This window comes from Kitasatospora sp. NPDC048194 (genome assembly GCF_043202455.1).
Classification (GTDB): domain Bacteria; phylum Actinomycetota; class Actinomycetes; order Streptomycetales; family Streptomycetaceae; genus Kitasatospora.
The window spans coordinates 39676-64522 of record NZ_JBIDAK010000034.1 but is presented as its reverse complement, the minus strand read 5'-3'; the positions used below and the strand labels follow the sequence as shown (position 1 = coordinate 64522).

The window sequence follows — 24847 nt, the reverse complement described above, 5'->3', positions numbered from 1 at the left end:
CGCGCCCGGCCGGGAAGGGGTTCACGGCGATCAGCCAGCCGTTCACCCCGTCGCTCCATCCAATTGGCCGAAAACCACCACTCGCGTCACGTGGCGACGCCACCTCCACATGCGAAGGGGCGGCACCGTCCAACGGTGCCGCCCCTTGTGACGTCGCGTCAGAACGCGATGCGGACCTTCAGCGCCGACCGGTCGTCCATCGCCCGGTAGCCGTCCGGAACGCCGTCCAGGTCGACCGTGCGGTCGAACACCAGCCCGGGCTCGATGGCCCCGGAGAGCACGTCCGGCAGCAGCTCGGGGATGTACGCGCGGGCGGGCGCCACACCGCCGTTCAGCGAAACGTTTCGGCCGAACATCTGGCCGATGTCGACGCCCGCGCTGCCGCCGTGCGGCACGCCGACGTAACCGACCGCGCCGCCGTCCCGGGTGATCGAGATCGCCGTCCGCATCGACTCCTCGGTACCGACCGCCTCCAGCACCGCGTGCGCCCCGACACCGCCGGTCAGCTCCCTGACCGCCTCGACGGCGGCGTCGCCGCGCTCGGCCACCACGTCGGTCGCCCCGAAGCGGCGGGCCAGCTCCGTGCGGGCGGGGTGGCGGCCCAGCGCGATGATCCGGCCCGCACCCAGCCGGTGCGCCGCGAGCACGCCGCACAGGCCCACCGCACCATCACCCACCACCGCAACCGTCGAGCCCGGACGCACCCGGGCCGAGACCGCCGCGTGGTGCCCGGTGGACATCACGTCCGAGAGCGCCAGCAGCCCCGGCAGCAGCTTCTCGTCACCGGCCGCCTCCTTCGGCAGCTTCACCAGCGTCCCGTCCGCGAACGGCACCCGCACCGCCTCGCCCTGCCCGCCGTCCGAGCCGACCTCGCCCCAGAAACCGCCGTGCGGGCAGGAGGTCTGCAGCCCCTCCCGGCAGAACTCGCAGACGCCGTCCGACCAGACGAAGGGCGCCACCACGAGGTCCCCCACGGCGAAGCCGCGGACCTCGGCGCCGGCCTCCTCCACCACGCCCAGGAACTCGTGCCCGATCCGCTGCCCGGCCACCCGCTGCGCCACCCCGCGGTAGGCCCACAGGTCGCTGCCGCAGATGCAGGCGTTCACCACCCGGACCACCACGTCCGTCGGCTGCTGGATCACCGGGTCCGGCACCTCTTCGATGCGGATGTCGTTGGGGCCGTGGATCACGGTGGCGCGCATGCGTTCTTCCTCACACAGAATCCGGCCAGGCGGCCGGAAAACGATTCGACCAGCTGTACGACACCCCCGCCGACCACTCTATTCCGGCTTAGCGGTCGCAACATTCCGGCCGAGCCCCTCCGGCGCGCCCCTTATCCTGTTGGACCATGCAACCGATCCAGCCCGAGACGTACGGTGCGCCGCGGACCGCCCCGGTCCCCGCCCAGCGCTCCGCCGCCCCCGCCGAGGGCTTCGCGGTCGTCGACGTCGAGACCACCGGTCTCGGCCGCTCCGACCGCGTCATCTCGGCGGGCGTCTACCAGCTGGACCCGGACGGCGACGTCACCGACCACTGGTACACCCTGGTCAACCCCGAACGGGACCCGGGACCGGTCTGGATCCACGGCCTCACCGCCGAACTGCTCTCCACCGCCCCGACCTTCCCCGAGATCGCCGACGAGTTCGCCGCGCGCCTGGAGCACCGCGTCCTGGTCGCCCACAACGCGCTCTTCGACTGGAACATGATCTCCCGCGAGTTCTCCCGGGCCGGCCGCCGCGCCCCGGTCGAGCAGCGGCTCTGCACCATGGTCCTCTCCCGCGACCTCCGACTGCCCCTGCCCAACGGCAAGCTCTCCTCGCTCGCCGCCCACTTCGGCGTCCAGCAGCGCCACGCCCACAACGCCCTGGACGACGCCCGGGTGCTCGCCGAGGCCTTCCGCCCCAGCCTCCACCTCGCCCGCCACCACGGCGTCCCGCTCCCCCTCCAGAACTGCGTCGCCGTCACCGACCTCGGCGAGGACGAACCCGCCACCCCCGGCCGTGCGAGCTGGACCGGCTCCCAGTACCGCCAGGCCAAGAAGCGGCCGCCCTGCCCGTACCCCAACCCGGGGCGCTGGGAGGACGGCAAGCCCCTGGTCCAGGGCATGCGGGTGGCCTTCACCGGCGACACCGCCACCGACCGCGAGGTGCTGGAGGACCGCGCCGCCGAAGCGGGCCTGCACATCGCGACCTCGGTGAGCCGCCTCACCAGCCTGCTCGTCACCAACGAGCCGAACAGCTGGAGCGGCAAGGCCCGCAAGGCCCGCGAGGTCGGCACCCCGGTGGTCGGCGAGGACGCCTTCCTCCAGCTGCTGCGCGAGGTCGCCCCGCACCCCGGTGCGTGAGCCCGTTGTGAGGTCGGCGTACCGTTCCCATGTGTACCGTTTTCTGCTGACCCGGCAGTGGCTGATCACCATCCTGATCGCGCTGCTGCTGATCCCCGCGACGATCAAGCTGGGTTTCTGGCAGCTGCACCGCCACGAGGCGCGGGTGGCCCGGAACGAGCTGATCGGCAAGGCCCTCACCGCCTCGCCCGAGCCCTTCGACACGCTGTCGCCGGCCCCCGGCTCCACCGTGCCCAAGGACCTCACCTGGCGCGCCGTGACGGCCACCGGGCAGTACGACCCGGCACACGAGTTCGTGGTCCGCAAGCGCACCGACTCCAACGGCACGATCGGCTACTTCGTCGTCACCCCGCTGAAGCTCTCCGACGGCAAGGGCACCGTCCTGGTCAACCGCGGCTGGGTCCCCTCCGGCACCGGCGCCCTCGACTATCCGCCCGTCCCGGCCGCCCCGGCCGGCGAGGTCACCCTCACCGGCCGGCTGCGCGCCGACGAGACCGCCGGCAGCAGCGGCGGCTTCGTCAAGGACCGGGCCGGCCTGCCGCCCCGCCAGTTCAACCTGATCAACACCGAACAGCAGGCCAAGGAGACCGGCACCACCCTCCTCGGCGGCTACCTCGAACTCACCGCCACCACCCCGGCCCCGGCCGACCAGCCCCAGCTGATCCCCGAGCCCAACCACTCCGACATCGGCCCCCACATGGCCTACGCCATCCAGTGGTGGCTGTTCACCGCGATGATCCCGGTCGGCGTCTGGGTCCTGATCCGCCGCGAGGCCAAGGACCGCGCCAAGCGGGCCGCCGAACCCGAGGCCGCCCTCGACGCCCTCCCGGCCTAGGGCCGGCTCCAGCAGGTCGCCGCCCCGCAGGCGCGGGTTCGAGTCCGGCTACAGCACGTCGTCCAACTCCCGCAGCAGCCGCGCCTTCGCCCGCGCCCCCACCACCGACCGCACCGGCTGCCCGTCCCGGAACACCATCAGCGTCGGCATCGACAGCACCCCGTACGCCGCCTGCGTCCGCGGATTGCGGTCCACGTCCACGCTCACCACCCGCAGCCGGTGCGCCTCCTCCCGCGCGATGTCCGCCAGCACCGGCGCCATCATCCGGCACGGCGGGCACCAGTCCGCCGTGAAGTCCACCAGCACCGGGCCCTGCGCCGCCAGCACCTCGGCCTCGAACGTCTCGTCCGTGACCGCCGGCACACCCGCGATGTCCACCATCGTCTACTCCTTCGCCAGTTCACACATCGGCGGCTGCTCGGAAGCCGCGAGTTCGTCCCGCGCCCGCACCGCCCGCTCGAACTGCCCGGCCACCTGCCGCCGGACGTCCTGCAACCTCGCGATGCACTCGTCCAGCTCGGCGAGCTTGCGCCGGTACACCTCCAGCGAGGCCGGACACGAGTCCCCCTCCGGGTGGCCCGCCCGCAGGCACTCCACGAACGGCCGGGTCTCCTCCAGCCCGAACCCGAAGTCCTGCAGCATCCGGATCTCCCGCAGCAGCCGCAGGTCCCCCTCGTCGTACGCCCGGTACCCGTTGCCCGCCCGCCGGGCCGGCAACAGACCCAACTGCTCGTAGTACCGCAGCGCCCGCGTGGTCGTCCCCGCCCGCTCCGCCAACTCCCCGATCCGCACGCCGGACCACTCCTTCCGTACAGCCGCCACCGACCGTAGACCTTGCCGCACACGTCAACGCCAGCCCCCGGGCGGCCACTCCCGCCGCCGCCCCGTCCCCCCTGCCGCCCCCACCCCGCTGCCGACACCCCCGCCACCGGGCAAGATGTCCCCCATGGATCTAGGACTCAAGGACAAGGCCTACATCGTCACCGGCGCCACCCGGGGCCTCGGCCTCGCCGCCGCCCGCGAACTCGCCGCCGACGGCGCCCGCGTCCTCATCAGCGGCCGCACCCAGGACGCCGTCGACGCCGCCGTCACCGAGCTGAACACCCTCGGCACCGCCCACGGTCTGGTCGCCGACAACGCCGCCCCCGACACCGCCGAGCGCCTGGTCGCCGAGGCCCGCGACCGCTTCGGCCGGCTCGACGGCGTCCTGATCAGCGTCGGCGGTCCGCCGTCCGGCCCGGTCGAGACCACCCCCGAGTCCGCCTGGCGCGACGCCTTCGAATCCGTCTTCCTCGGCGCCCTGCGGATCGCCCGCACCGCTGCCGCCGCCCTCCACGACGGCGGCGTGATCGGCTTCGTGCTCTCCAGCTCGGTCCGCCAGCCGATCGCCGGCCTGGGGATCTCCAACGGCCTGCGCCCCGGCCTCGCCATGGCCGCCAAGAGCCTCGCCGACGAGCTCGGGCCCCGCGGCATCCGGGTGCTCGGCCTGCTGCCCGCCCGGATCGACACCGACCGGGTCCGCGAGCTCGACTCCCTCGCCCCCGACCCGGTGGCCGCCCGCGCCCAGCACAGCGCCGGCATCCCGCTCGGCCGCTACGGCACCCCCGAGGAGTTCGGCAAGGTCGCCGCCTTCCTGCTCTCTCCCGCCGCGTCCTACCTGACCGGCATCATGGTCCCCGTCGACGGCGGCGCCCTCCGCTCCCTCTGACGGACCGTCTCCCGGAGCCCGGCGGTCCGCCGCCGCGAGCCCGCTCGCCCCTCACACCACCCGCGGACGCCCCCGCCGGTCCCGGCGCCCACGACGCCGGCGCCCACGATCGACGGGGGCCTCCTGCATCACCCGGATCCGCAGGTCGGCCGGCAGCTCCGCCAGCCCCAGACTCCGCACGGCGTCCGCCCGGGGCCCGTCCTCGAAGTGCTCCACCAGCCCGACCGGATCCCCGCCCGGGGTCAGCCGGACGGCCCCGCGCACCCGCGGGTGCCGCGGCGCCCGCACCAGCCGCACGCCCACCCGCTCGACCTCCGGCAGCACCACTGTGCCGTCCTCCAGCGCCTCCTCCAGACCCCTGGCGCTCACCCGCAGCCGCAGGCCGCCGACCCCGGGCGTGGGCACCGCGATGCTCGACAGCCCGGTCCGCCGCAGTTGCGCCACCAGCCACCACGCCATGGCCGCCACCAGCACCGACAGCCCACCGATCACGGTCGGCCACCACCAGGACGACCCCGCCCACCGCTCCCGCGACCGCCCGCTGACCACCGGCTGGTCCGGCGAGGTGAGCGGCCACCAGCTCGGCGGATCGACTCCCAACCGCCGGTACAGGTCCAGCCCGCCGGCCAGCACCAGCACCCCGACCACCAGCAGCACCGCCCCCGCCACGCCCAACAGCACCCGGTTGACGACCGCCCTGCTCACCCCGTTGCTCCCTCTCCCGCCCCGCCGGACCCGCCGGCCCCGCCGATTCCCTCGGCCCCGGCCGCCCCGCCCGGTCCGTCGGTCCCCGAGTCGGCCTCCCGCCGCCCCGCCGTCCGGACGTCCAGCCGCAGCGGCCGCGCCAACCCCACCCGCTCCAGTTCCTCCCGCAGTTGCCGCTGCACCGACGCCGGATCGGCGGGGCCGCCCACCGCCACCCTGATCCGCCGGCGCCCCACCCGGATCCTCAGGCGGTCGATGCCGTCCAGCCCGGCCGCCCGGTCCGCCAACAGGTGCCCGATCCCGCCCTTGTCGATGGCCGCCGTCGTCCCGCCGTACGGTCGCAGCAGCAACCAGCGCCGCAGCCCGGGCGCGATCGCCAGCCAGAGCAGCCACCCGCCCAGCAGCGTCGCGACGCCCGCACCCACCAGGACCCACAGGTCGTCGAGGTGACGGGTCGCCAGCTCGTCCGCGATCTGCGACCGCCACCGCCTGGCCGGCTGCCCGGCCCGCACCGCGATCACGTCGTACAGCAGCGCCCCCGCCACCACCAGCACCACCGTGGCGACCACCGCGGCCGCCCCGGCCCGGGTCGCCCGCAGCCGCCGGGTCCTCCCCGCGGCCGGCGACGGCTCCCCCGCCCCCTCCTCGCTCACCACGCTCCCCCGGCGACCAACTTCTCGACCACGACGACCACGTCGGACACCCTGCTCCCGGTCAGCGCCGCCACCCGGTCGCCCACCCGCTCCCGCAGTGCGGCGGCGAGCCCCGCGAGGTCCGCGGGGAACGGCAGCTCGACGGTCACCCGAACGGTCACCGTGCTGCCCGGCACGGCCACCGACACCCGCGGCGGCGCGCCCGTCGTCGACCTGCCGGCCCACACCCCGGCGAGCACCTCGCGCACGGCCTGGTCGGCGATCCGCGCGTAGACGCGGTCCGCGACCCGCAACCGCCCCCGCCGGGCCGGGACGACGGCGGCGCGGGCGGTCGCGGCATCCGGGGCCGCCATCAGCGCCGCCGGTCCCGACCGCGGAGCAGGTCCCCGAGGTCGCCCAGCTCGATGTCGCCCTCCAGCAGCCGCCCGACCACGAAGCCGACCAGCCCCAGCGCCGCCACCAGCAGGAACGCCGCGAACCCGCCGAAGTACCCGGCGAAGCCGAGGGCCATGCCCACCACGAGGCCGACCATGGCCAGGTTCATCCGCTACTCCCTCGTCTCCGTCACGCCCTCGCGTACCCCGAACGCCGCGGCCGAGGCCCGCCGGCCGCGGAGCCGCCCGACCTCGGGCCTTCGGGCCCCGGGCCTGCTGGGCTCGGGCCTCCCGGGTTCCGGCCTCCCCGGATCCGGCCTACTTGAGCCTGGGCCGCTGCCCCGGTGCTGCCACCGGCTCCTCTTCCTCCTCGAACTCCGGTTCGTCCGGAAGGTGGACGTCGTTGACGGCGATGTTCACCTCGACGACCTCCAGCCCGGTCATCCGCTCCACCGCGCCGATGATGTTCTCCCGCACCTGCCGCGCGAGATCGGGGATCACCACGCCGTACTCGACCACCAGGGCGATGTCGATCGCCGTCTGCTTCTCGCCGACCTCGGCCTTGATCCCGCGCCCGACGCTGGACTTCCCACCGGGCACCCGGTCCCGCATGGCCCCGAAGGTGCGCGCCAGCCCGGAGCCCAGGGCGTGGATGCCGGAGATCTCCCGGGCCGCCATCCCGGCGATCTTCTCGACCACCCCGACGGCCAGCGCCGTCCGGCCGCGCTCGCCGGTCGACCGGCCGCCCTCCCCGCCGCCGCCCGGCCCGGGGCCGGGTCTGGCACCGGGCGGGCCGGGGGTGTGGGTGCCGCCGGGGTTCTTGTGCAGGGTCGCGGGCGTCGGAGTGTCAGGCATGGGGGCGCATCTCCCGTCGTACGGCTCCAGCTATATCGCAAACCTCACCAACTCTGACATTTCGCCACGTTCCCCGCCCGCCGAAAGCCCGCCGAACGCCTGCCGGAAGCACACGGGAAGCCGCACGGAAGCGCACCGGAAGCGCCGCGAACGCCCCCGGGGAACGCCGGAGGCCCGGCCCCGGGTGCTCCCGGGGCCGGGCCTCGCGTGAGAGTACGACGACCTCAGTCGCCGATTCCCGCCAGTTCCCGCAGCCGGCGCGCCTGCGCCGCCCGTTCGGCGGAGCGCTGCTCGTCGAAGGACCGCCCGGCGGCCCCCTGGAGCAGCGCCTTGGTCTCGATCACCGCGCCCCGCGGAGCGGCCAGCAGGGCGGCGGCGAGGTCGCGGGCGGCGGCGTCCAGCTCCGCACCGGGGACGGCCAGGTTGGCCAGTCCGATCGCGGCGGCCTCCTCCGCGCCGACCCAGCGGCCGGTCGCGCAGATCTCCAGCGCCCGGGCGTAGCCGACGAGTTCGACCAGCGGCTTGGTCCCGGCCAGGTCGGGGACCAGGCCGAGCGAGGTCTCCTTCATCGCGAACTGCACGTCGTCGGCGACCACCCGCAGGTCGCAGCCGAGGGCGAGCTGGAAGCCCGCGCCCACGGCGTGGCCCTGGACGGCCGCGATGGAGACCAGGTCGGCGCGGCGCCACCAGGTGAAGGCCTCCTGGTAGGAGGCGATGGTGTCGTCGAGTTCCTTGTCCTCGGAGCCCGCGAGCTGGAGGAAGGTGGGCTCGCCGGGGATGCCCTCGGGGGTGAACATGGCCCGGTCCAGCCCGGCGGAGAAGGAGACGCCCTCCGCGCGCAGCAGCACCACCCGGACGCTGCCGGGCAGTTCGCGCCCGGCGGCGGCGAGGGCGCGCCAGAGCGCCGGGGACTGGGCGTTGCGCCGCTTGGGCTGACAGAGGGTGACGACGGCGAGCTCGCCGTCGATCTCCAGGCGGACGCCGTCCCGCTCCCAGCTCGGGGCCTGCGGGTCGGTGGCGGGAGCGGTCATGCGGGGGACCTCCGGTGGCGAGGGACGTGGCTACCGGAGAGTAACAAACCTGGGCGCGGACGGGCAGGGTGCGGGCCCGCGGAGATCGGAACGAGGGGCGGCGCCCGGGGCCCGGACATGACGATCGGCGGCCGGTCCGCTCGACCCGAGGGCGGACGCCCGGCTGGGGCCAGCCGTCGTCTCCTCGGTCGGCGCCGTGCCGCCGCGTCATCCAGCCATGTGCTGACGGACCGTCAGGAACCAGCCCCAGCAGTCGCCTTGTTCTTGCCCCGCGTGGCACCACCGCGGCCCCGGAGGATCACTCCGGACTCGCTCAGCATCCGGTGCACGAAGCCGTACGAACGACCGGTCTCCTCCGCGAGAGCGCGAATGCTCGCCCCGGAGTCGTACTTCTTCTTGAGATCGGCCGCGAGCTTCTCACGCGCGGCACCGGTCACCCGGCTGCCCTTTTTCAGAGTCTCGGCCACCCGTGCCTCCTCGTAGCGTTGCTCGGTCAGATTCCCATGATCACCCATCCACCGCGTCCTGGCCACCCATTCGACAAGGTCGATGTCGCAAATGCGTGGTCCTGCGGTGGTGATCCGAGCGCATCAGGGCGCTCACGCAGAGTGCACGCCCCCGAGGGAATTCCGCCGTTCGCCGTGAAAGGGCTGATCAGCAGCGGTCGGCCGGACCACGATCGAATGGCGGCCCGACGGGAAGTCCTCAAACGGAATCCGGGTCTACTTCATTCCCGGACACGCCGTGGGGACTAGATTTTCTGGTCCGAAAAGCGGATGCGGCGTCTACTTCCGGTCAGGCCAGCGAGACCAGGTCGGCGTAGGCCGGGCTCCAGAGGTCCTCCACCCCGTCCGGCAGCAGGATGATGCGCTCCGGCTGGAGCGCGTCCACCGCCCCCTCGTCGTGGGTGACCAGCACGACCGCACCGCTGAACTCGCGCAACGCCCCGAGGATCTCCTCGCGGCTGGCCGGGTCGAGGTTGTTGGTGGGCTCGTCCAGCAGCAGGACGTTGGCGGAGGAGACCACCAGGGTGGCCAGCGCCAGACGGGTCTTCTCACCGCCGGAGAGCACCCCCGCCGGCTTGTCCACGTCGTCGCCGGAGAACAGGAAGGACCCGAGGATCTTGCGGATCTGCACCAGGTCGGTGTCCGGCGCGGCCGAGCGCATGTTCTCCAGGACGGTGCGGTCCGGGTCCAGCGTCTCGTGCTCCTGGGCGTAGTAGCCGATCTTCAGACCGTGGCCCGGGATCACCTCGCCGGTGTCCGGCGCCTCCACCCCGGCCAGCATCCGCAGCAGGGTGGTCTTGCCCGCGCCGTTGAGGCCGAGCACCACGACCCGGGAGCCGCGGTCGATCGCCAGGTCGACGCCGGTGAAGATCTCCAGCGAGCCGTAGGACTTGGACAGGTCGCTCGCGGTCAGCGGGGTCTTGCCGCAGGGGGCCGGGTCCGGGAAGCGCAGCTTGGCGACCTTGTCGCTCTGGCGCACCTGCTCCAGCCCGGAGAGCAGCTTCTCGGCGCGGCGGGCCATGTTCTGCGCGGCCACCGTCTTGGTCGCCTTGGCGCGCATCTTGTCGGCCTGCGCGTTCAGCGTCGCGGCCTTCTTCTCGGCGTTGGCCCGCTCGCGCTTGCGGCGCTTCTCGTCGTCCTCGCGCTGCTGCTGGTACTGCTTCCAGCCCATGTTGTAGACGTCGATGCAGGAGCGGTTGGCGTCCAGGTAGAAGACCTTGTTGACGACCGTCTCGACCAGGTCGACGTCGTGCGAGATGACGATGAAGCCGCCCTTGTAGGTCTTCAGGAAGTCCCGCAGCCAGGCGATCGAGTCGGCGTCCAGGTGGTTGGTGGGCTCGTCCAGCAGCAGCACGTCGGAGTCCGAGAACAGGATCCGGGCCAGCTCGACGCGGCGGCGCTGACCACCGGAGAGGGTGTGCAGCGGCTGGCCGAGGATGCGGTCCGGCAGGCCCAGCGCGGCGGCGATGGTGGCGGCCTCCGCCTCGGCGGCGTACCCGCCCTTGGTCAGGAACTCGGTCTCCAGCCGGGCGTACTTCTTCATCGCGTTGTCCCGGGTGGCGCCCTTGCCGTTGGCCATCCGGTCCTCGTTCTCGCGCATCTTCTTCAGCACGGTGTCGAGACCGCGCGCGGAGAGGATGCGGTCCTTGGCGAGGACGTCCAGGTCACCGGTGCGCGGGTCCTGCGGGAGGTAGCCCACCTCGCCCGAACGGGTGACCGTACCGGCGGCCGGCAGGCCCTCGCCGGCCAGCACCTTGGTGAGCGTGGTCTTCCCGGCGCCGTTGCGCCCGACCAGACCGATCCGGTCACCGGCGGCGACCTTGAAGCTCGCGGACTCGATGAGGATCCGGGCACCGGCACGCAGCTCGAGGGCGTTGGCGGAAATCATGGCTGGGCACTACTCCTGGGACGTGGGCGGGCGGCCGGGTACGGGCCCGGGCAGCGGGAAGAGGGCTTCATCGGCGGTCGGCGCGGTGGAAGGTGGGGCGCCGCCGCCCGCTATTGCCCGGAGAAGATAGCCATGACGGCCAGTCTACCGGGCCGTGCGGAACTCCCCGGGTTACCGCCCGGGGGTACCGGAAGCACCCTCCGCTACGGCTGCGCCGGGTCCGGCTGGTCGGTCGCGGGAGCCGCCGGGCCGGCCGGGGCCGCCGGGTCGCCCGTGGCGGCGGGCGCGTCCGTGGCGGCGGGCACGTCCGCCGTCGGGTTCGGGTTCGACTGCGCCGACGGGTCCGCGCAGCCGTCCTGCGGGCGGACGGCGGCGAACGGCGCGTCCACGGCGCCGCAGGCCGTCTCGGGCGCGGCGGCCTTGGTGTCGAACACCCGGGGCGGGACGATCGGGCCGTCGGTGATCTCCACCCGGCTGGCGTCCAGCACCTTGATCGTCGCGGTCGGCCCGGTGCTCATCGCCCAGCCGTTGCTGTCGAGCCGGTAGCCGGTGATGCCGCCGGAGACGGCCACCCCGCTGCCGTTGGTGCAACTGCGCGGGATGAGCACCGCGTAGTCGGTGTGGACGGTGCGCAGCGGGTCGTAGAGGCAGCCGTTGGCGGGGCGGTCGTTGTAGCGCAGGTCACCGTCGACGTCGCGCAGGCCCATGGTCAGGTTCGGGGTCACCACGGCCAGCCAGGGCGAGCCCGCCCGCTGGACGGTGTGCAGCGCGGCGGCGGCCCGCTGGGTGGCCGTCTGCTTGCGCTGCGCCTCGGTGCGCTTGTCGGCCCCGGGCTCGCCGGCGGCGCGCAGGTAGTCCGCGAGGCCGGGCACCGCGCGGTGCCAGCGCACCTCGTGGTCGCCCGGACGCACCGAGGTGACCAGGCCGTCGTCCCAGACCACGATGGCGTTGTCGCCGGCCATCGCCACGGAGAGCGCCTCGGCGCCCTCGCGCCGGTAGGACCAGGCCCGCTCCCCGGTCGCCTTGTGGTACGCCTCCAGCGCGGGGCCGACCACCTTGAGGTCCAGGTCGGCCGAGTCGACCGACTGCGAGTTCACCGGGGTCGCCTCGGCGTCGCCCGGCCCCGCCACCCGGTCGCCGAACGGCACCGGCTTGTTCGCGTGCGCCGCCGCACCGGCCGCAAGGACCAGCATCACCGCCAGGGCAGGCAGGACTGACCGGGGGGTGAGAACACGCGGCGGCTTCCAGGACACGGCCGGAGCGTACCTGTCACCGGGCGGGCGAGTCAGCCGGGAAACGCCGCTCGCACGTGGTGTCGGCCGTGCGCCCGCCGGCGTGCGCCGGGCCGGTGCGCCCGCCCGCCCACCTGCGTCGTCGGCTCCCGGACGGGGCGGCGCGGCGCTCCGCGGTAGGCCCCGCAGGCCCGTTCGGAACGTTACAGAGCTGATACACGGACGCCTCCGGTCGGGGTCTTGCGGCAGACGGCGTTCGAATATCGCCCACTTTAGGGTGACATTCGCCTGCACCGCCCGCCGACGGTCCTACTGTCGGCGAGCGTGGCGCCACCCTCCGTGGCCGCGCCCGTCCGCCCCCGCTCGCGACGCCCGGAGGAGAGACCATGCGCATCGGCCGTCTGACGCTGGCCGCCGCCGCTCTGCTGCTGATGGCCACCGCCAGCGTCCCGGCCGGGACGCCGCTCAGCCAGACGGAGCGGCACAGCCTCTCCTCGGACGCCTTCGAACCGCGCGGCGCCGCCCCCCGCCCGCCGGTCCAGCGGCCGCCGCACGAGCCGCCGTTCGGTGCCTTCGTCGGCTCCTGGGACACCTACATCCCGCAGATCGGCCAGTACGCCCGCTGGCTGGGCGACGCGAACATGCAGGTCGGCCACACCTACCTGGCGGGCAACGGCTGGGCCGACATCGAGGGCGAGCCGGTGGTGCTCGGCATGTGGTCGCAGTGGCGGCTCGCCGACCCGTCCCGGATGCTCGTGCTCGGCGTGCCGATGCTGGTGCCCAACGAGGCGAACGTGCCGGACGGCACGGTGGCCAAGCTGCTCGGCCAGGGCGCGCGCGGGGACTTCGACAGCCACTTCCTGCGGCTCGCCCGCCGTCTGGTCGCCCTCGGCGGCTCGGACACCGTCATCACCCTCGGCTGGGAGATGAACGGCGTCACCTACACCCACCGCTGCAAGCCCGACCCCACCGCGTGGAAGGCGTACTGGCGGCGGATCGTCGGGGTGATGCGCTCGGTGCCCGGCCAGCGGTTCCGCTTCGACTTCACCCCGAACCGCGGGCTGGACGCCATCGCGTGGACCAGGTGCTACCCCGGTGACGACGTGGTCGACATCATCGGCACGGACAGCTACGACCAGCCGGCCGGGAGCACCTTCGACGACTACGTGCGCGAGCCCTACGGCCTCCAGGACCAGGTCGAGTTCGCGGCCAAGCGCGGCAAGCCGGTCTCGTACCCGGAGTGGGGGCTGTTCCGCAACGGGGACAACCCCGAGTTCGTCCGCCGGATGGTCGACTGGATGCGCACCCACGACACCGCCTACCAGACCGTCACCGACTACTGCCCGCACGGCTTCTACCAGTGCCGGAGCAACCCGCGCTCGGCCGCGGTCTTCAAGCAGCTGATGTCGGGTTCGAAGGGGGCGCCGAGCGCGGTGCCGACGGCGCCGCCCGCCCCGGTCGTGCCCGTCGTGCCGGTGGCGCCGAGCGGCCCGGCCGTACCGACCCCGCCCGCACCACCGACCCCACCGAGCCCGTCCGCGCCGGGGACGCCCTCCCGGCGGTGACCGGCGGCGAAGGCCCGTGCGCCGCCGGCCCGCCGCCGCTCAGCCGTGTCGGCGGGCCAGCAGCCACTCCTTCAGCCGGGGGAACCGGCTGCTCAGCAGCTCCGCCGCCGCCCGGCGCGCCTGCACCGCCCCGGCCCGGACGGCGGCCGCCGGGGCCACGCCGGCCGGTCCCAGCAGCAGCCGCTGGTTGTGCAGCCGGTCCGGCCGCCAGCGCTGCTTGTACGGCTCCTGGCCGCGCAGCAGCCCGAGCACCGGGATGTCCGCCCCGATCGTCTCGTCCAGGGCCGCGCCGAACAGCAGCCCGGCGATGTCCAGCCGCTCGCGCAGCGCCGGGTGGGCGCCGTAGAGGTACAGGCCGCCGAAGGACGGGCAGAGCAGCAGCAGGTTCACCGCGACCAGTTCGCCGTCCAGGTGGAACCGGTGGACGGCCGCCCGGCCGGTCGCGACGAGCCCGGTGGTGGACTCGGTCAGGTGGTCGGCGAAACGCTTCGTCCGGTGCTCCGGGGTGACGCCGCGGCCCTGCCACTGCAGGAAGTGCAGCCGCAGCAGCCCCTCCAGGGCGGCCGGCACCTCGGCCGGCGGTGCCGAGCTGACCTGCACCCCGGCCTCGGCGATCTTGCGCAGCTTCACCCGGCTGCGCTGGGCGGTCTTGCCGGGCACCCGCTTGAGCAGCCGCTCCATCGGGACGGCCGGGAGGTACTGGCAGAGCGAGTCCGGGTGGCGGCGGCGCGATCCGCGCCAGTGCTCGTACACCTGCTGCACCGCCGCTTCGGGGTGCACCTCGCGCAGCTCCAGCCAGTGCCAGGGCCGGGTGAGCGGGAGGGCGGCGGCGAACTCGGCGGCGGCCCGGTCGGCGCACTCGTCGTCGAGCAGGACGTCGCCGTAGTCGACCAGCCCGGCCCCCAGACCGGTCAGGCCGCCGAACGGACCGGGTCGCCGCATGAAGGCTCCCGCGCCGACCAGCCGGCCGTCCCGGCGGACGGCCACCACCCGCAGGGCGCCCGGGCGGCCGTAGTGGCGCCACCAGGACCGCTGCCAGGCGGCGGCCTGGAAGGACGTGGCCGTCCGGCAGCGGGCGAACAGGTCGTCCCACTCCTCGGCGAGGGTGTCCAGGGCGTCGTCCTCGCGGCGCAGCTCAGTGGTCCAGACGGGCGCGGCCCCCTGGGCCGGCAGCCGGGCGGGGCGGGCCTCGGTGCTCATCGCTTGCTCCCGGTGGCCGCCTTCTCCTTCTCCTTCGCCGGGGGCTTGGCGGCGGTCTTCCGCCCGGCCTCGGGCGCGGGCTCGGCCGCGGGCTCGGCCGCAGGCTCGGGCGCGGACTCGGCGCCGGCCTTGGACTCCGTCGTGGCGGCGCGCTCGGGCTCCGTCCCGGTGTCGGCCTTGGACGACGCGGCCCTGGTGGCGGTCCTGGGCTCGGTCCTGGTGGCGGTCCTGGCCGCGGTCCTGGAGCCGGCCTCGGTCCCGCGGCGCGGGCGGGGGGTGGCCGGAGCCCCGGCCGCCTCGGCCGCCCCGGCTTCCCCGGCCGCCTCGGCTTCCGCCGTCCCGGCGGTCCGCGGGCCCGACGGGTCCGACGCGGCCAACGGCTCCGGCGGGGCCGACGGGGCCTCGGCGGCCTCGGGCGCGGCGGCGTCCCCGCCCCGGCGGCGGGTCATCATCACCAGCGACCCGAGCAGCACCCCGGCCGCGCCGCCCACCGCGACGTCCAGCTCGGCGGAGGGCGTGGTCGGCTTGTCCGGCTCGGAGGCCGAAGCCAGCGTCACCAGCCGGACGTTGGTGTCCTTGCTGCTGGTGTTGGCGAAGGTGACCAGCGAGCGGGCCACCGCGTCGGCCGTCCGGGCGGCCTCGTCGGCGCGGGTCCCGGTGCCGGTGATCTCGATCATCGGGGCGTCCGGGGAGGTCGTGCCCGCCACCAGCGACTCCAGCTCGGCCCGGGTGCGGCCGGTCTCGGCGGCCGCGACCGCGAGGACCTGCGGCTGGCCCGCCAGCCGTCCGTAGGCCTGGGCGAAGTTGGTCGCGGTGCCCGCCTCCCCCGGGTTCTGCGGCACCACGAGGACGTAGGCGGTGGCCGAGTACGACTGGTGCGAGACGACGGCGTACCCGGCGCCGGCCGCGGCGCCCAGCGGCACCGCGAGCACCACCGGCCACCAGCGGCGGACCAGGCGACGGGCGCTTCGGCGCGGTGTGGTCATGGGTGTGGCTCCTTGGGTGTGGGACGGCGGTTCCGGCGGCGGGCGGTCAGACGCGGGCCAGCCGGTCGTAGAGCGCGCCGAGGTCGGCGGCGACCCGGGCGATGTCGTAGTGGCCGACGGCCGGGGGGTGCGGCAGCGGGTCCGCGGTGTGGCCGCTCAACTGCCGCAGGTCGCGCAGCGCGGCCGCGTAGGCGGCGGGCTCGGAGGGGATGCGGCGGGCCTGCGGGGCGGCGCTGGGCGGCAGTTCGTCCAGCGCCGGGCAGGCGCTGTGCCGCACCGGCAGCCCGGCCGCCAGGCCCTCCAGGACACCGAGGCCGAAGGTCTCCGCGGTGGAGGGGGCGGCCAGCACGTCCATCGCGGTCAGCAGGTCGGGGACGTCGTCGCGCTCGCCGGTGAGCACCAGCCGCTCCGCGATGCCCAGTTCGACGGCCCGCCGCTCCAGGGCGGCCCGCTCGGGGCCCTCGCCGACCAGCACCAGCCGGGTGGCCGGATCGAGCTCGGCCAGCGCCTCCAGCAGCACCTCGAAGCGCTTGCCGGGCACCAGCCGGCCGACCCCGCCGACCACCCAGCCGCGCTCCGGCAGGCCGAGCTCCGCCCGCACCCGGCGGCGGACGGCGGCCCGCTCCGCGGGCGGGCGCAGGTAGCCGGCGGTGTCGATGCCGTTGGGGATCAGCTCGATCCGGGCCGGCGGCACGCCCCAGGACCGCAGGGTCTGGGCGACCTGCCGGGACACCGCGACGGTCGTGCTGCCGAGCCGTTCGGCCGCCAGGTAGAGGCCCTTGACGCCCCGGGTGACGGGGCGCCCCTCGATCACCCCGGCGTGCAGCGAGTGCTCGGTGGAGACCACCGCGCGCACCCCGGCCAGCCGCGCGGCCAGCCGGCCGTACAGCTGCGCCCGGTAGAGGTGGGTGTGCACCAGGTCGTAGCGGCCGGCCCGGACCAGCCGGACCAGCCGGGGCAGCGCGCCGAGGTCCCGGTTGCCGCGCATGCCGAGGTGGTGGACGGCCACGCCGTCCGCCCGCAGCGCTTCGGCGACCGCGCCGGGGTTGGTCAGGGCGAGCACCTCGCACCGCTGGTGCGCCGGCAAGTGCCGCAGCAGCAGGTGGAGTTGGCGCTCGGCTCCGCCGGAGGCGAGCCCGGTGACGATATGCAGGACCCTCACGGCCGACGCTCCCCGCGGCCGCGGCGCAGCTCGGTGACGGCGTCGCGCAGCAGGTGCCGCCCCTTCTTGGCCCGCAGCCGCCAGGCGCCGTCGCGGTCGCCGACGTAGCAGCGCGGCAGGGCGAAGCGGCCGGTGAGCGGGGAGTGGGCGATCGCGCAGGCGTAGTCGTAGCCGGCGTCGCGCACGGCCAGGGCGGCGGGCCGGTCGACGGCGCCGTACGGGTAGCAGAAGCCGGTGACCGGGCCGCCCACGACCTCCTCCAGCAGGCGCCGGCTCTCCCGGGTCTGCACCGCGAGGACGTCGGCGGGCAGCCCGGGCAGGGCCTGGTGACCGAGGCCGTGGGAGCCGATCTCCCAACCGGCGGCGGCCAGTTCGGTGACCTCCTCGACGGTGAGCAGCTTCTTGCGCGGGCCTTCGGAGTCCCAGCCGTTGTCCTGCCCGAGCAGGTCGGCGACCACGTACGCGGTGGCGGTGAAGCCGTACGCCTGGAGGATCGGCACGGCGTAGCGGGCGAAGTCCGCGTAGCCGTCGTCGAAGGTCAGGCCGACCAGCTTGTCGTCCCGGCCCTGGGCCCGTGCCCGCATCAGCTCGCGGACGGAGACGCCGCGCCGTCCGCGCCGGTGCAGCCAGCCGATCTGCTCGGCGAACCGCTCGGGGCTGACGGTGAGTTGGTACGGGTCCTCCTCCTCGACGGCCACCGAGTGGTACATCAGGATCCACGGCGAGGAGGAGCCGGGGGCGGCCGGTTCGCCGGCCGGACGGCGGCTCCTGGGCAGTCGCGCCCGGTCGGGCGGGGCGTTGGTGACGCCCGCCTGGGCCGAACGGACGGTTCCCCGTTCATTGTCCATGGGGAAGCTTCCCTTCATCGGCGACGGTTGGCGGGTTCAGAGGTCCGGTGGGCGCCCCGGTCGCCGAGGTCCCGGCCCCGGTGTGCGGGTTCAGGAGCCGCGCGGCGGCGAGGACCGGGCCGCGCACCTCGGGGGCGCCGAGGCCGGTGCCGACGGCGGCGAAGACCAGCGCCACGGTGAGACCCCCGAGGAGGGTCGAGAGCAGCGGATCGCCGACCAGGCCCGCGACGGCGCCGCCGAGGGCGGTGGCACCGGCGGCGGAGGCGACCAGCCGTCCGTGGCCGCCGAGCACCCGGCGCAGCCGCAGCGGGATCCCGCGCAGCACCAGGCCGCGCAGCAGCAGGGCTGCGGCGGCGGTGATCCCGGCGGCGTTCCCGGCGGCGAGGCCGAGGGCGCCGAAGCGGCCGGTGGTGAGCACGCCGACGGTGACGGTGACGCCGAGGCCCAGCAGCATCGCGGCGGTCGGGTACCAGTCCAGGAGCCGGCGGCCGCAGTCCTCGGTGCGCGGGTCGTCGGCCCGGCGGACCACCGGGCGCAGCGAGAAGTACGGGCGGATCATCACGCCGATCAGCGCCTGGGCGGGCAGGCCGAAGCTGTACACCCGGATGACGGCGGCGGTGGCGGCGGTGTCGCCCGGGCCGAAGGCCCCGCGTTCGAACAGCAGCGAGACCACCGAGGGGGCGCAGGCCATCAGGAAGGCCGTGCCGAGCAGGACCACCGCGGCCGCCTGGCCGAGGTCCTTCTCGACCCGGTCGCGGGCGCCGGTGAGGTCCCCGGCCGCCAGTGCCCGGGCGACCAGCGGGAAGGTGACGGTGCAGATCAGGATGCCCGCCGTCATGGCGAGTTGGGACACCTTGGCGGCGTAGTTGAGGTGCGAGATGGTGCCGGGCGGCAGGGCGGAGCCGAGGTAGCGCTCGACAAACACCTGCGACTGCCGGGTCAGGGTGAAGGCCGCCACCGGCAGCAGGGCCAGCGGCATCAGCACCAGCGTGTGGCGGGAGGAGCGCCGGCCACGGCCGCCGGCGGCCCGGCCCCGGCGCAGCCGGCGCAGGAACGGGCCGACCAGCAGACCGGCCATCAGCAGGCTGCCGAAGGCCACGCCGAGGGCGGCGGAGCGGACGCCGAGGTGGCTGTGGAAGCCGAGCAGCAGGGCCAGGATGCCGACGTTGTAGGCGACGTAGATCCCGGCCGGGGCGGTGAAGCGGTGGTGGGCGCGCAGTGCGGCGGCCAGGTAGCCGACCACTCCGAACGGCAACACGGTGACCGCCGTGATCCGGGTGCACGTCACCGCGAGGCCCGGGTCGGGCAGCCCGGGGGCGAGCAGCTCGACCAGCTGGGGGGCGCCGAGCGCGGCCGCCAGGGCGAGGCCGCTGAGGGCGAGCAGCAGCCAGGGCAGGGTGGCGCGGACGAGCTGGCGGACGGGGTCGGGAGCGTCCGGGTCCTCCTCGCGCAGCACCAGGGTGAGGGCGAAGGCGGGCACCATGAGGAAGGACATGGCGTCCTCGATCAGCAGCGGCGCGGCCGTCTCCGGGACGGTCCAGGCGACGAGGAAGGCGTCGGTGCCCTGGTTGGCGCCGAAGTAGCGGGCGAGCAGGAGGTCGCGCAGCAGGCCGAGGCCGGAGCCGGCCGCGCTGAGCAGGGCGGTGATGCCGAAGGCCTTGGCGAGGAAGCCGCGCCGGGGCACCGGGCCGGGCCCGGGGGCCGTGGGCCGGGCGGGGGCGCTGCGCGGGGCCGGGAGGGTGGAGGCGACCGCGGAGTGGTCGGTGGTCACCGTGTCATCGCCCGCTCGCCGCGTTCGGCGCCCGCGTGTCCCTCGGGCTCGGGCGGGGCCGGCTCCGGGGCGGCGGCGCGGGCCGCGAGGCCGAGGACGACGGAGGTCAGCACGGTGGTGGTGCCGCCGATGTCGGCGTAGAGGAAGTCGACCAGCACCCAGCTGAGCAGGGCGAGCGCGGCCAGGGTCGGGCCGTCCCGGTGGCCCGGGCCCGGCGTCGGGCCCGGGCGGCTCCGCAGGCAGCCGAGCAGCAGGCCGAGGAAGAGCGCGAGGTAGGCGGTGATGCCGATCAGGCCCTGCTCGCTGAGCACCAGGAAGTACATGTTGTGCGGCGAGAGCAGCGGTTCACGCTGGAAGCCGATGGTGGCGTCGGCGGCGTCGCTGCCCGAGGAGAGCCGCAGCGGGGCGTGGCTGTCGCGCAGCTTCGGGAAGGCCTTCGGTCCTGCGCCGTGCACGGGGTGGTCCTGCCAGATCCGCCCGGCGGTGGCCCACAGGTCGTAGCGGTCCGAGACGGACTGGTCGGGGGCGGCGGAGACGGAGCCGATCGAGCTGAGCCGCTCGGTGACCCCGGAAGCGCCGAGGCCGAGGCCGCCGACCAGGACGACCGCCGCGGCCAGGCCGAGGACGGCGCCGCGCACCAGCAGCCGGGCGTCCGCGCGCAGCAGCAGGACGGTGGCGGCCACGCCGGTGGCGATCCAGCTGCCGCGGCTGAACGAGACGGCCAGCGGGAAGGCGAGGAAGGCGGCGGCCGTGAACATGGCCCGGCGCAGCCGGACGTTCCCGCCGGGCCGGCGTTCGCCGAGGGCCAGGGCGAGGGCGGCGAGCAGCCCGTAGCTGACCACGGTGGACATCGCCATGATGTCCAGGGCGCCGAAGGTGCCGACGGCGCGGATCGGCTGGCCGGTGTAGGAGGCCCCGGTGCGGGTGAGGTACTGGTGGGCGCCGACCGCGCCCTGGATCAGCGCGGCGAGCACGAAGGAGCCGAGGACCAGCCGCTGGTCGCCGCGGTCGCGCAGCGAGCAGAGCACGGCGGCGGGCACCAGGACGAACACCTGGGTGAGCCGGACGAAGCCGGTGAGGCTGGTGGCCGGGTCGATCGAGCCGACGGTGGCGACGGCGGCGGCGACCACGATGCCGCCGAACAGGGCGCAGGTGGCGCGGCCGAGCGCGGGCAGCCGGCCGCGCAGCAGGTTCAGCGCGGTGAGGGCGACCAGGGCGAGCGAGGCGACGTCGGCGGCGGTGACGTGGACGGCGGCGGTGACGTCCTTCTCGCCGGTGGGCACGCAGACCAGCAGGACGGTGGCCGCGGCCAGCAGGCTGGGCCGGTCCGCGAGCGCGGGCAGGGCCCGCCGTAAGGCGGGGCGCGGGAGGGCCGAGAGGGTGAGGGCCACGCGGGGTCAGCTCCCGTCCGGGTGGAGCATCATGGCCGCGGTGCGGCACAGGATCTTGACGTCCTGCCAGAGGCTCCAGCTCTCGATGTAGCGGTTGTCGAAGCGGGCCCGGTCCTCGATCGAGGTGTCCCCGCGCAGGCCGTTGACCTGGGCGAGGCCGGTGAGTCCGACGGGCACCCGGTGGCGGTCCGCGTACTCGGGGTAGGCCTGGCTGAACCGCATGACGAAGTAGGGGCGTTCGGGGCGCGGGCCGACCAGGCTCATGTCGCCGCGCAGGACGTTCCACAGCTGCGGCAGCTCGTCCAGCGAGCTCTTGCGCAGCAGGCGGCCGACGGCGCCCATCCGCTGGTCCTGGGAGATGTTCCAGCGGGTCGCCGACTCGTGTTCGTTGCTGGGGCGCAGGGTGCGGAACTTCAGCACGGTGAAGACCCGGCCGTCCAGTCCGGTGCGCTGCTGGCGGAAGAGCACGCCGGGGCCGGTGTCGAAGCGGACGGCGAGGGCGCAGAGCGCCAGGACGGGGGCGAGCAGCAGCAGGCCGAGGGCGGCCGCGGTGACGTCCAGGGCGCGTTTGACGGCCCAGCCGGGGCGGCTCGTGGCCGGGCGGCCGATCCGCAGGCAGGGGAAGCCCCACAGGTGGTCGTCGCCGGAGATCGGGGCGGTGGGCAGCGAGCCGAACTCGCGCAGCGCGGGGACCAGCCAGACCTGGCAGCCGAGTCGGACGGCGTCGCGCAGGGCGGCGGCGGTCTCCGCCTCGTCGGCGGCGCCGGCGGTGGCGATCACGTGCTGGACGCGGTGGCGGCGGACCTCGCGTTCGAGGACCTCGCGGCCGCCGAGGACGGGCAGGTCGGTGCCGCCGGCCAGCAGCGGCGGGTCGGCGTCCAGGAAGCCGACCGGGCGCATCCCGTACTCGCCGTGCTCGCCCAGGGCGGCGGCGACCTTGCGGCCGAGCCGGCCGGCGCCGAGCACCAGGACGGGGCTGGGGCGGCTGCAGCGGATCCGCCGGACCAGGTGGTAGAGGACGCCCCGGCCGACGGCGGCGATCAGCAGTTGTGCGCCGAGCAGGACGGTGAGGCGGGCCGGGGTGGCCGGTCCGCAGTCGGGCCAGCGGCCGTCCAGGCAGCCGGCCAGGGTGACGGCGAAGGCGGTGGCGACCACGGCGCGGACGGCCAGCGCCGGCAGTTCGTCGAGGACGGAGAGAGTGAGCCTGGTGCGGTAGAGGCCGCCGGTCAGGTTGAGCAGCAGGAGCAGCGGCAGGACGGCGGCGACGCCGAGCAGCGGGGGGCGGGGGAACGCCGGGTCGACGGCCCGGTTGGCGATGCCGGCGGCGGCGGACAGTGCGATCGCGTCGACCTGGACCAGAGCGAGCGGCAGGGCGAGCCGGGAGCGGATCGCCCTGCGGTGCCGGCGCGGCGGCGGGACCGCCCGGGTGTGCGCCGACCCGGCCGGCCGGTCGAGCAGCCCCGTGGAGGGCCGCCGCGGGCCGGACAGGGGCCCTCCGGATCGCGGCACGCTGTCGTGGTCAATGGTCATCAGCGCACGAACTCCCCTGCTGTGTGCCCGGGGTGACGACGCCCCGGCACCGATAGGCGTGGAGCGGCCGTCCCGGCCCGGTGGGCGAGGTCCTGACAGCACCTGCTACCGCTGGCGGCTTTCGGTTCTCCCGCGTCGGGCCCGATCGTGGAACGGCCGGCCGTACGGGACGCGGTCGTGGCGGGCTCGGGCGAGGATTTCCGGGACGGAATCGAAACGAAGCAGGCAAAATCCGACAATACCGAATCCGGCGATACGGTCAGGAAGTTGACTTGCCGTTTCATTCCAGCCGCCCATTAATAGGTATTTCCGACTTGACGCCCCGCCCCTTATCCGGTTGAGGGTGCGAATACGACAGCGCCTGGCCGGCGGGCATTCACGGCATGTGAAACGATCAGATCCGCTCTGGGACACGGGCCCGGCGCCGTCCGGCGGCCGGGCCGGCCCCCAGCAGATGGCGGTAGAGCACGTCCACCTGTTCGACCACCGTGCGGACGTCGTGCCGGGCCACCACGTGGTCGCGCAGGCGGGCACCGCGTCGCTCACACTCGATCGGATCGGACAGCGCTTCCGCCATTCGGGTGGCGAGCGCGGCCACGTCCTCCGGCGGCACCACCGCCTGCTCCCGCGCCGCCTGCGGCAGGCACTCGCGCGCCCCGGGCACGTCGGTCAGCAGCACCGGACGGGCGGCCGCCATCGCCTCCAGCGGGGCCAGCGCCATGCCCTCCCAGCGCGAGGGCAGCACCACCAGGTCGGCCGCCGCCAGCCACGGGCGCGGGTCCGGCACGTCCCCGACCAGCCGGACCCGGGACGGCTCCGCCGTCTCCCGCACCGACTCCGCGAGCCGCTGCTCGTCGGGGCCGCCGCCCACCAGTGCCAGCCGGGCCTGCGGCACCCTCCCCAGCACCTCCGGCCAGGCGGCCAGCAGCACGTCCTGGCCCTTCTGCCGGCACAGCCGCCCGACGCAGACGGCGAGCGGGGCGTCCAGCTCCAGCCCGAGCGCGATCCGGGCGGCCCGGCGGTCGGCGGGCGCGTAGTGGCGCACGTCCACGCCGTTGGGCACCACCGCCCAGTCGGCGTGGATCCCGGCGGCGACGCCGTCCGCGCGCTCCTGGACGCTCACGCACAGCAGCCGGTGCGCCCAGCGGGTCGCGAACCGCTCCCAGCGCAGGGTGGCGGCGGCCATCGCGCCGTCCACGGCGGCGAAGGACCAGGCGTGCGGCTGGAAGACGGTGGGGACCAGGCCGCGTACGGCCAGCCGGCCGGCCAGCCCGGCCTTGGCGCTGTGCAGGTGGACCACGTCGGGCCCGGCGGCGCGGACGATCCGGCGCAGCCGCCAGGCCTCGGCGGCGGTGGACGGGCCGGGCGAGCGCTCGGCCGGCCAGTCCCGGACCAGCGCGCCCGCGGCGGCGGCCTCCTCGGCCAGCCTGCCGCCGCCCGGGCAGGCGACCAGCACCCGGTGGCCGGCCTCGCGCTGCCCCCGGACGAGATCGACGACGACGCGGGCGACTCCGCCGTCCACCGGCTGGGAAATGTGAAGGATCGTCATATGCACGGTTGGCGAGCCTAGGGTGGCTCCCCCGTGCGGGGAGGTCCGCGTCACCCGCAGGTGGCGGGCCGTCCACCCGTACGGCTTTCGGGTCGTACGGGTGGACGGGACGTTCGAAACTCCGGCCGATTCGGCGGTCCCGCCGCGGCGGACTCCAGCGGACCTCAGCGGACCTTGGCCGACCGTCGGCAGACCTCGGCCGACGTCGGCAGACCTCAGCCGACCTCGGCGGCCAGGTTGGCCAGCACCTGGTCGTGGATCCGGTTCAGGCCCTTGGGGGCGAAGGTGCGCTCGAAGAAGCCGCCGATGCCGCTCGCACCCTGCCAGGTGGCGGTGACGGTGACCTTGGCCCGGCCCTCGCCGGCGGCCGCGACGGTCCAGGTGATCACCATGCTGGAGTTGGCGTCCCGCTCCACCAGCTGGTCGGGCTTGGGCGCCGAGACGGTGAACAGGCAGTCGCGCACCCGCTTCTCGGTGGCCTGCAGCTTCCAGTGGACCTGGGTGCCGGCACCCGTGCCGCCGACCCGGACCTCGTACTCGCTGTACTGCGCGGGCAGCAGCTTCGGGCGGGTCACCTGGTAGTCGGCCAGCGCCTCGTACACCCGCTCGGGGGCCGCGTCGTAGACCCGCTCGGTGGTGGCCTGCACCTGTCCCATGACCTTGCTCTCCTCGTCTGGTGGGTACCGCTCTGTCGTACCGCTGTCCCGGCAAGCC

At 74.9% G+C, this 24847-nt stretch carries 25 protein-coding genes; 4 read left to right on the top strand and 21 right to left on the bottom strand.

The genetic code is table 11. The features are described from left to right. Nucleotides 1–158: 158 nt before the first annotated feature. Nucleotides 159–1202 carry a zinc-dependent alcohol dehydrogenase family protein gene (locus ACGF07_RS29835; RefSeq protein WP_350744641.1) on the bottom strand — a complete coding sequence of 348 codons (1044 nt, stop codon included), beginning with the start codon at nucleotides 1200–1202 and terminating at the stop codon, nucleotides 159–161. A gap of 146 nt (nucleotides 1203–1348) precedes the next feature. Between ACGF07_RS29835 and ACGF07_RS29830 the strand changes: the two genes are divergently transcribed. Next, nucleotides 1349–2344, top strand: coding sequence for a DEDDh family exonuclease (locus tag ACGF07_RS29830; protein WP_392903722.1), 996 nt, complete (start codon nucleotides 1349–1351; stop codon nucleotides 2342–2344). A gap of 31 nt (nucleotides 2345–2375) precedes the next feature. After that, entirely contained in the window at nucleotides 2376–3179 is an 804-nt protein-coding gene (locus ACGF07_RS29825) for an SURF1 family protein (protein WP_392903720.1), read from the top strand. Nucleotides 3180–3227: 48 nt separating this feature from the next. Here the strand turns inward: ACGF07_RS29825 and trxA are convergent, their stop codons facing one another. Both trxA and ACGF07_RS29815 read right to left on the bottom strand, forming a co-directional pair. Beyond that, nucleotides 3228–3560, bottom strand: coding sequence for a thioredoxin (gene trxA / locus ACGF07_RS29820; RefSeq protein WP_350749774.1), 333 nt, complete (start codon nucleotides 3558–3560; stop codon nucleotides 3228–3230). A gap of 3 nt (nucleotides 3561–3563) precedes the next feature. Further along, nucleotides 3564–3971 (bottom strand): MerR family transcriptional regulator, encoded by a 408-nt coding sequence (locus ACGF07_RS29815; protein WP_350749777.1) that lies wholly within the window; start codon nucleotides 3969–3971, stop codon nucleotides 3564–3566. Nucleotides 3972–4125: 154 nt separating this feature from the next. On the opposite strand from ACGF07_RS29815, the gene ACGF07_RS29810 reads away from it, so the two are divergent. Next, the gene (locus ACGF07_RS29810; protein ID WP_350749771.1) at nucleotides 4126–4887 is read left to right on the top strand and encodes an SDR family oxidoreductase; all 762 of its coding nucleotides are present in this window, start codon (nucleotides 4126–4128) and stop codon (nucleotides 4885–4887) included. A gap of 51 nt (nucleotides 4888–4938) precedes the next feature. Here the strand turns inward: ACGF07_RS29810 and ACGF07_RS29805 are convergent, their stop codons facing one another. The 9 genes from ACGF07_RS29805 to ACGF07_RS29765 form a co-directional block, all read right to left on the bottom strand. Beyond that, nucleotides 4939–5592, bottom strand: coding sequence for an alkaline shock response membrane anchor protein AmaP (locus tag ACGF07_RS29805; RefSeq protein ID WP_350749768.1), 654 nt, complete (start codon nucleotides 5590–5592; stop codon nucleotides 4939–4941). After that, nucleotides 5589–6245 (bottom strand): DUF6286 domain-containing protein, encoded by a 657-nt coding sequence (locus ACGF07_RS29800; RefSeq protein ID WP_392903715.1) that lies wholly within the window; start codon nucleotides 6243–6245, stop codon nucleotides 5589–5591. The genes ACGF07_RS29805 and ACGF07_RS29800 overlap by 4 nt, the downstream gene beginning before the upstream one ends. Continuing rightward, nucleotides 6242–6598, bottom strand: a complete 357-nt coding sequence (locus ACGF07_RS29795) for a hypothetical protein (protein ID WP_392903712.1) — start codon at nucleotides 6596–6598, stop codon at nucleotides 6242–6244. Before ACGF07_RS29795 ends, ACGF07_RS29800 begins: the two co-directional genes overlap by 4 nt. Then, nucleotides 6598–6789, bottom strand: a complete 192-nt coding sequence (locus ACGF07_RS29790) for a hypothetical protein (RefSeq protein ID WP_350749761.1) — start codon at nucleotides 6787–6789, stop codon at nucleotides 6598–6600. The genes ACGF07_RS29795 and ACGF07_RS29790 overlap by 1 nt, the downstream gene beginning before the upstream one ends. 148 nt (nucleotides 6790–6937) lie before the next feature. Further along, nucleotides 6938–7474 (bottom strand): Asp23/Gls24 family envelope stress response protein, encoded by a 537-nt coding sequence (locus tag ACGF07_RS29785; RefSeq protein WP_350749758.1) that lies wholly within the window; start codon nucleotides 7472–7474, stop codon nucleotides 6938–6940. A gap of 224 nt (nucleotides 7475–7698) precedes the next feature. After that, nucleotides 7699–8505: an enoyl-CoA hydratase/isomerase family protein gene (locus ACGF07_RS29780; protein WP_392903709.1), complete on the bottom strand. Its 807-nt coding sequence runs from the start codon at nucleotides 8503–8505 to the stop codon at nucleotides 7699–7701. Between the two features lie 233 nt (nucleotides 8506–8738). Further along, nucleotides 8739–8972, bottom strand: coding sequence for a helix-turn-helix domain-containing protein (locus tag ACGF07_RS29775; RefSeq protein WP_030059940.1), 234 nt, complete (start codon nucleotides 8970–8972; stop codon nucleotides 8739–8741). A gap of 328 nt (nucleotides 8973–9300) precedes the next feature. Then, the gene (abc-f, locus tag ACGF07_RS29770) at nucleotides 9301–10899 is read right to left on the bottom strand and encodes a ribosomal protection-like ABC-F family protein (protein ID WP_350737745.1); all 1599 of its coding nucleotides are present in this window, start codon (nucleotides 10897–10899) and stop codon (nucleotides 9301–9303) included. A 203-nt stretch (nucleotides 10900–11102) separates the two neighbouring features. Further along, nucleotides 11103–12092, bottom strand: a complete 990-nt coding sequence (locus ACGF07_RS29765) for a hypothetical protein (protein WP_392903705.1) — start codon at nucleotides 12090–12092, stop codon at nucleotides 11103–11105. Nucleotides 12093–12517: 425 nt separating this feature from the next. On the opposite strand from ACGF07_RS29765, the gene ACGF07_RS29760 reads away from it, so the two are divergent. Beyond that, on the top strand, nucleotides 12518–13696 hold the full coding sequence (locus ACGF07_RS29760; protein WP_392903702.1) for a glycoside hydrolase family 26 protein: 1179 nt from the start codon (nucleotides 12518–12520) through the stop codon (nucleotides 13694–13696). A 39-nt stretch (nucleotides 13697–13735) separates the two neighbouring features. On the opposite strand, the gene ACGF07_RS29755 is transcribed toward ACGF07_RS29760, so the two are convergent. From ACGF07_RS29755 to ACGF07_RS29715, 9 genes are all read right to left on the bottom strand, one after another. Further along, nucleotides 13736–14896, bottom strand: a complete 1161-nt coding sequence (locus tag ACGF07_RS29755; RefSeq protein ID WP_392903700.1) for a GNAT family N-acetyltransferase — start codon at nucleotides 14894–14896, stop codon at nucleotides 13736–13738. Further along, the gene (locus ACGF07_RS29750) at nucleotides 14893–15882 is read right to left on the bottom strand and encodes a Wzz/FepE/Etk N-terminal domain-containing protein (protein WP_392903697.1); all 990 of its coding nucleotides are present in this window, start codon (nucleotides 15880–15882) and stop codon (nucleotides 14893–14895) included. Before ACGF07_RS29750 ends, ACGF07_RS29755 begins: the two co-directional genes overlap by 4 nt. Nucleotides 15883–15928: 46 nt before the next feature. Then, nucleotides 15929–17044: a glycosyltransferase gene (locus tag ACGF07_RS29745; protein ID WP_392903695.1), complete on the bottom strand. Its 1116-nt coding sequence runs from the start codon at nucleotides 17042–17044 to the stop codon at nucleotides 15929–15931. Then, on the bottom strand, nucleotides 17041–17892 hold the full coding sequence (locus tag ACGF07_RS29740) for a polysaccharide deacetylase family protein (protein ID WP_350737728.1): 852 nt from the start codon (nucleotides 17890–17892) through the stop codon (nucleotides 17041–17043). Before ACGF07_RS29740 ends, ACGF07_RS29745 begins: the two co-directional genes overlap by 4 nt. After that, nucleotides 17882–19663, bottom strand: coding sequence for a lipid II flippase MurJ (locus tag ACGF07_RS29735; protein ID WP_392903693.1), 1782 nt, complete (start codon nucleotides 19661–19663; stop codon nucleotides 17882–17884). The genes ACGF07_RS29740 and ACGF07_RS29735 overlap by 11 nt, the downstream gene beginning before the upstream one ends. Further along, entirely contained in the window at nucleotides 19660–21054 is a 1395-nt protein-coding gene (locus ACGF07_RS29730; RefSeq protein WP_392903691.1) for an O-antigen ligase family protein, read from the bottom strand. The genes ACGF07_RS29735 and ACGF07_RS29730 overlap by 4 nt, the downstream gene beginning before the upstream one ends. A gap of 6 nt (nucleotides 21055–21060) precedes the next feature. Then, nucleotides 21061–22584, bottom strand: a complete 1524-nt coding sequence (locus ACGF07_RS29725) for a sugar transferase (protein WP_392903688.1) — start codon at nucleotides 22582–22584, stop codon at nucleotides 21061–21063. 394 nt (nucleotides 22585–22978) lie between these two features. After that, nucleotides 22979–24133: a glycosyltransferase gene (locus tag ACGF07_RS29720; RefSeq protein ID WP_350737716.1), complete on the bottom strand. Its 1155-nt coding sequence runs from the start codon at nucleotides 24131–24133 to the stop codon at nucleotides 22979–22981. Nucleotides 24134–24348: 215 nt separating this feature from the next. Next, complete coding sequence (locus ACGF07_RS29715; RefSeq protein ID WP_392903686.1) at nucleotides 24349–24789, bottom strand: SRPBCC family protein; 441 nt, start codon at nucleotides 24787–24789, stop codon at nucleotides 24349–24351. Nucleotides 24790–24847: the final 58 nt, after the last annotated feature.